General features: G+C 36.9%; 2 protein-coding genes. One reads left to right on the plus strand and one right to left on the minus strand.

The window, feature by feature from the left end:
• The coding region (locus OZD62_RS00275) for a class I tRNA ligase family protein (RefSeq protein WP_275019180.1) at window positions 1-3,256 on the minus strand (3,256 nt) is incomplete at its 3' end.
• A 176-nt stretch (window positions 3,257-3,432) separates the two neighbouring features.
• Here OZD62_RS00275 and OZD62_RS00280 point away from each other — a divergent pair.
• On the plus strand, window positions 3,433-4,758 hold a 1,326-nt coding region (locus OZD62_RS00280), incomplete at its 3' end, for a peptide MFS transporter (protein ID WP_275019181.1).

A 4,758-nucleotide genomic window follows, 5' to 3' on the forward strand; every position in this document is an offset into this window, starting at 1 on the left:
ATAAGGCAAGGGTCTGCTCTTTTATATATTCAAACCACGTATTTATTGCTTCCTTAATTTTCTCTTCTTCTGTTTTGATTATTACTCTGATTCTATCTGATATATGAAAATCAGCTTGTTTTCTGGTTTCTTGAATGAGCCTCACGACATCTCTCGCTAACCCTTCTAGAATTAATTCATCATTTAGTTCAGTATTTAGAATGACAATCCCTTTATTGTTATCAAATACAGAGGAATATTCACTGTTTGCTTTTAACAATAGTTCATATTCGCCTTTTTCTATAATATAGTTCTCTGATTCGTCTCCTAGAAATATCTGCTCATTCTCAACTTGCTTCCATTTTCCCTCCTTGACATATTGAACTAGCTTCTTGATTTTGTCTGGAATTCTTTTCCCAAGCAGTGGGAAATTTAGCTTTAACTCTAGTGATGCAATACCTTCAAGTCTGTTTACTAATTCCAAGCTTTTTACATTCACCTCATCTTTTATCATCTCCTGGTACTCATTTGAATCTGCAGCACACTGGATCCCAGTGTCAGCTACTTGGATAACAGGAGAGAACTCTGGGATGACAGAAAGCGGTTCACCTTCAAGAAAACTACAGGAAGACTGATGATAAATGATCATACTGCCAAGCGGCTGTCTGATACGTATATTAAAAGTGTTTCTGATCGAAAGTGCAGAGTTGCACACCTCTCTCACTAGATCCATCTTGGCAATGAGCTGACTATCAAACTTCTCTAATTGTGGAAAATTAGCCAAATGAACAGATGTTTCTTCATACTTAAGCCCTTGCCATATATTCTCTGTTATAAGTGGCAACAAAGGAGCTGCAGCTCTTAGTATGTAATAAAAAACCGTATATAGAACATTATAAGCATCAGTTTTATCCTGATCCAAATCACTTTTCCAAAAACGCTCGCGACTGCGACGAATATACCAGTTATTCAGCACTCCAAAAAAATCTATCAGAATTTTGCAAGCCTCTTGGGAGCTATAGCTGTTCATAGAAGCTTGGATACTTTCTACAGCTTCAAAACATTTGGAAATCATGTAGCGATCAATAGTACTTTGATAATCCTTACAAACTTCAGCTTTAATTCCATCTGCATTTGCATACATAGTAAAAAAGTGATAACTGTTCCAAATAGGTTTTATTACGTTTTTCAGAACATCTCGTATTGAGTTTCCTTCTTTATCGAGTAGCAAATTACCACCACAAATAATAGATCCAGAAAGCATAAGAAAACGCAGTGCATCAGAACCGTATCTATCAAAAACCTCCATTGGATCTGCATAGTTATTCAAACGTTTGGACAATTTTTGCCCTTTTACATCCAAAACAACACCGTGGCATATGCAGTTCTTAAATGGTTCCCTATTAAACAAAGCAGTGGACAATACAAAGAGCGTATAAAACCACCCCCTGGTTTGCGCTATGTATTCAGTGATAAAATCCGCAGATTCAAACCACTCCTTATTTTCAAACGGATAGTGGATTTGCGCAAATGGCATCGAGCCAGATTCAAACCAGCAGTCAAACACGTCAGGTACACGGCGCATAACTGATTTTCCTGTTGGATCATCAGGATTTAGTCTTGTTAAAGTATCGATAAATGGTCTGTGCAAGTCGTCTATTTTAACATTAAAATCTCTCTCCAGTTCTTCTATTGAACCATATACATCTACTCTTGGATATCTCGCATCATCTGATTTCCATACAGGGATTGGCGTACCCCAGAATCGATTGCGTGAAATTGACCAGTCGTGTGCCCCTTCAAGCCATTTTCCAAATTGACCATCTCTAATGTGGTTTGGTATCCAATTAACTCTCTTATTTAGCTCTACCATTCTGCTTTTGAATTTTGTAACAGCAACATACCAAGAAGGCATAGTTCGATAGATCAAAGGAGTGTCAGTTCTCCAGCAGTGTGGATAATTGTGAATATATTGCTCAGTCTTAAACCAACTTCCCTGCCCTTTCAATTTTTTTATTACTGTATCATTGGCATCAAAAACATGAACCCCTGCCAAATCTGAAACTTCAGCAGTAAATTTTCCACTGTTATCAATTGGACAAATAACTGGAATATCATGGCTTTGGCAAAGGTAAAAATCTTCCTCACCAAATCCAGGGGCAGTATGCACAACGCCAGTACCGTCTTCTTCCGTCACATAATCAGCAATAAAAACGCGAAATGCATTTTTTGTGTCTTTAAAATAGTCAAACAGTGGTTTGTAAGAAAGACCTGCAAGATCATTCGCTTTAAGTTTTATATTGCAGTTTTCATATGGAATATTGTTTTGTTCAGAGTGGCTGATAAATTTCTCTAAGTAGCTTTCAGCAAAAATGTATATTTCACCATTCATTGAACTTCCTTCACGACTCCCTGTCATCCCAGTGCCCAGACACTGGGATCCAGAAATAGATTCCAGCGTCACGCGCTGGAATGACATCAAAGGGTGGACTGACACTGCACAATACTTAATATCTTTTCCTATTGCTAAAGCCAAGTTGCTCGGCAACGTCCAAGGAGTTGTAGTCCAAGCAAGTAATTTACACTTTCGTTTAACACTTTTAAATTGCTGTGGGTTTTCTAAAAGCTCAAATGCAACAGTTACAGCTTTGCTAACTTTTTCTCTATACGCGTTATCAAGCCTTGTTTCGAAATTAGATAATGGAGTTTCGCATGCCCAGCTATATGGTACAACGCGCACTGATTCATACACCAGACCCTTATCATAAAGCTGCTTGAATGCCCACATGACCGACTCCATGAATGATTTATCCATAGTCTTATAGTCATTGTGAAAGTCTACCCACCTTGCTTGCCTATTTACATACTTCTCCCACTCTGATGAAAATTTCATCACAGAAGTACGGCAATGATCGTTAAATTTATCTATACCAAACTTCTCTATCTCAGTTCTACCAGATATTCCAAGTTCTTTTTCTGCACCCATCTCAGCCGGCAATCCATGGCAATCCCAGCCAAATCTACGTTCAACCCTTTTTTGAAGCATAGTTTGATATCTTGCAAATGCGTCTTTGATGAAACCAGTGAGTAAATGTCCATAATGCGGAAGTCCATTTGCAAACGGAGGCCCATCGTAAAAGACAAAACAATTATCCTTGGAACGTTCTTCAACTGACCGCTCAAAAACTTTGTTTTCCTGCCAAAATTTTATGATTTCCTTTTCTAACGATAAAAAATCAGGACTACTTACTGTATCAGGATAATGCTTTGACTTCATGTTCGCTATGTAAAACTAAAGAATATAGGGCTTTCTGAAAAATTACAAATTCAAAAATATTTCCGTAGCTCACACCCCAACAAACTATTCTGCCGAGCTTCCAATACCTTTTTTTAAGTTTTACTTGCAGTTTTTATTGTTTTACTTAACATTAACCCAAGCTTTAGGGGTATTTTATGGATCAGAAGACAGATAAGTTTCCACAATTTTTAAAAATGTTGTGCTTTGTTGAAATGTGGGAACGTTTCTCTCACTATGGAATGAGGGCACTTTTGGTCCTATTTTTGACTTCTCACTTAGGTTTCACTGATGAGAGGGCCTTTACTATTTACTCATTATTTGCTGCAACAGGTTATGCTATACCAATACTTGGAGGTTTTTTAGCTGATAAGTTGATGGGATTCCGCAACATGGTGTTGCTTGGAGGGATAGTGATGATAGCAGGTCATGCTTGCATGTCATTGGTTAAGTTTGAACCAGGTTTATTATATTTAGGTTTATCTCTAATAGCCATAGGTACTGGTATGTTTAAAGGGAACGTAACTAACTTACTTAGTTCATGCTATGGCAAAGACGATCCTGAACGTAGCAGAGGCTTTACTTTATTTTACGTAGGTGTGAATATTGGAGCAATATTGGCTTCTATTTCATGTGGTTATGTAGCCCACTTGTTTGGCTGGCACTACGGCTTTGGTTTAGCTGGTATTGGGATGTCTATAGGGCTAATCTTTTTTCTCAAATTTCAGAATCTTTTAGGAGATAGCGGCCTTTCTCCTTATCCAGAGCTTATGGATAAGCGCATATTAGGGATTAAAATTTTTGGTATAGTATTGATAGGAAGCTTTCTGTCATCATCAATAATTGCTAAAATGCTTATACATAGTGAATTTTTTACTAATATGCTCATATTTATTGGAATAACAGCTCTGGGCATATTTATTTATATAATATCTAAATTATCAGCAGAACAAAGACGAAAATTAGTGGCATTATCTATTCTTGTGGTATTTTTCTTGTGTTTTTTTGCTTTAGAAATGCAGCTTGGCTCTTTGGTTAACTTATTCACCGAAAGAAACGTTATTAACAATGTATTAGGTATAACAATCCCAGCTTCAGTTTCTCAAGCCATAAATCCTTTGTCAATTATAATATTTGGCTTTCTTTTTGGAACATACATGAAGTTTAAGCAAAAATATGCAACTTCCATGTTTACCCTTGGCCTTCTGACAATGGCTATGTGTTTTTTCACACTGTACATAGGATGTTTAAACTCTAACATTGAAGGTAAAGTAGAATACTTATATTTAATAATTGCTATCTCCTTTATGGGACTGGGAGAATTATGTATTGCTCCATTAGTCCAAGAACAAGCAACTACACTAGCCCCCAAAAACCTTAGAGGAGTAGTGATGGGTATAGTAATGCTGTCATTAGCGTTTTCTAACCTAGCCGGAGTTGCAATATCAAAATTTATGTCAGTTCCTTCAGTAAATGGTAAAATA

Origin of the sequence: Wolbachia endosymbiont of Drosophila seguyi (genome assembly GCF_028981765.1) — a bacterium.
Classification (GTDB): Bacteria; Pseudomonadota; Alphaproteobacteria; order Rickettsiales; family Anaplasmataceae; genus Wolbachia; species Wolbachia pipientis.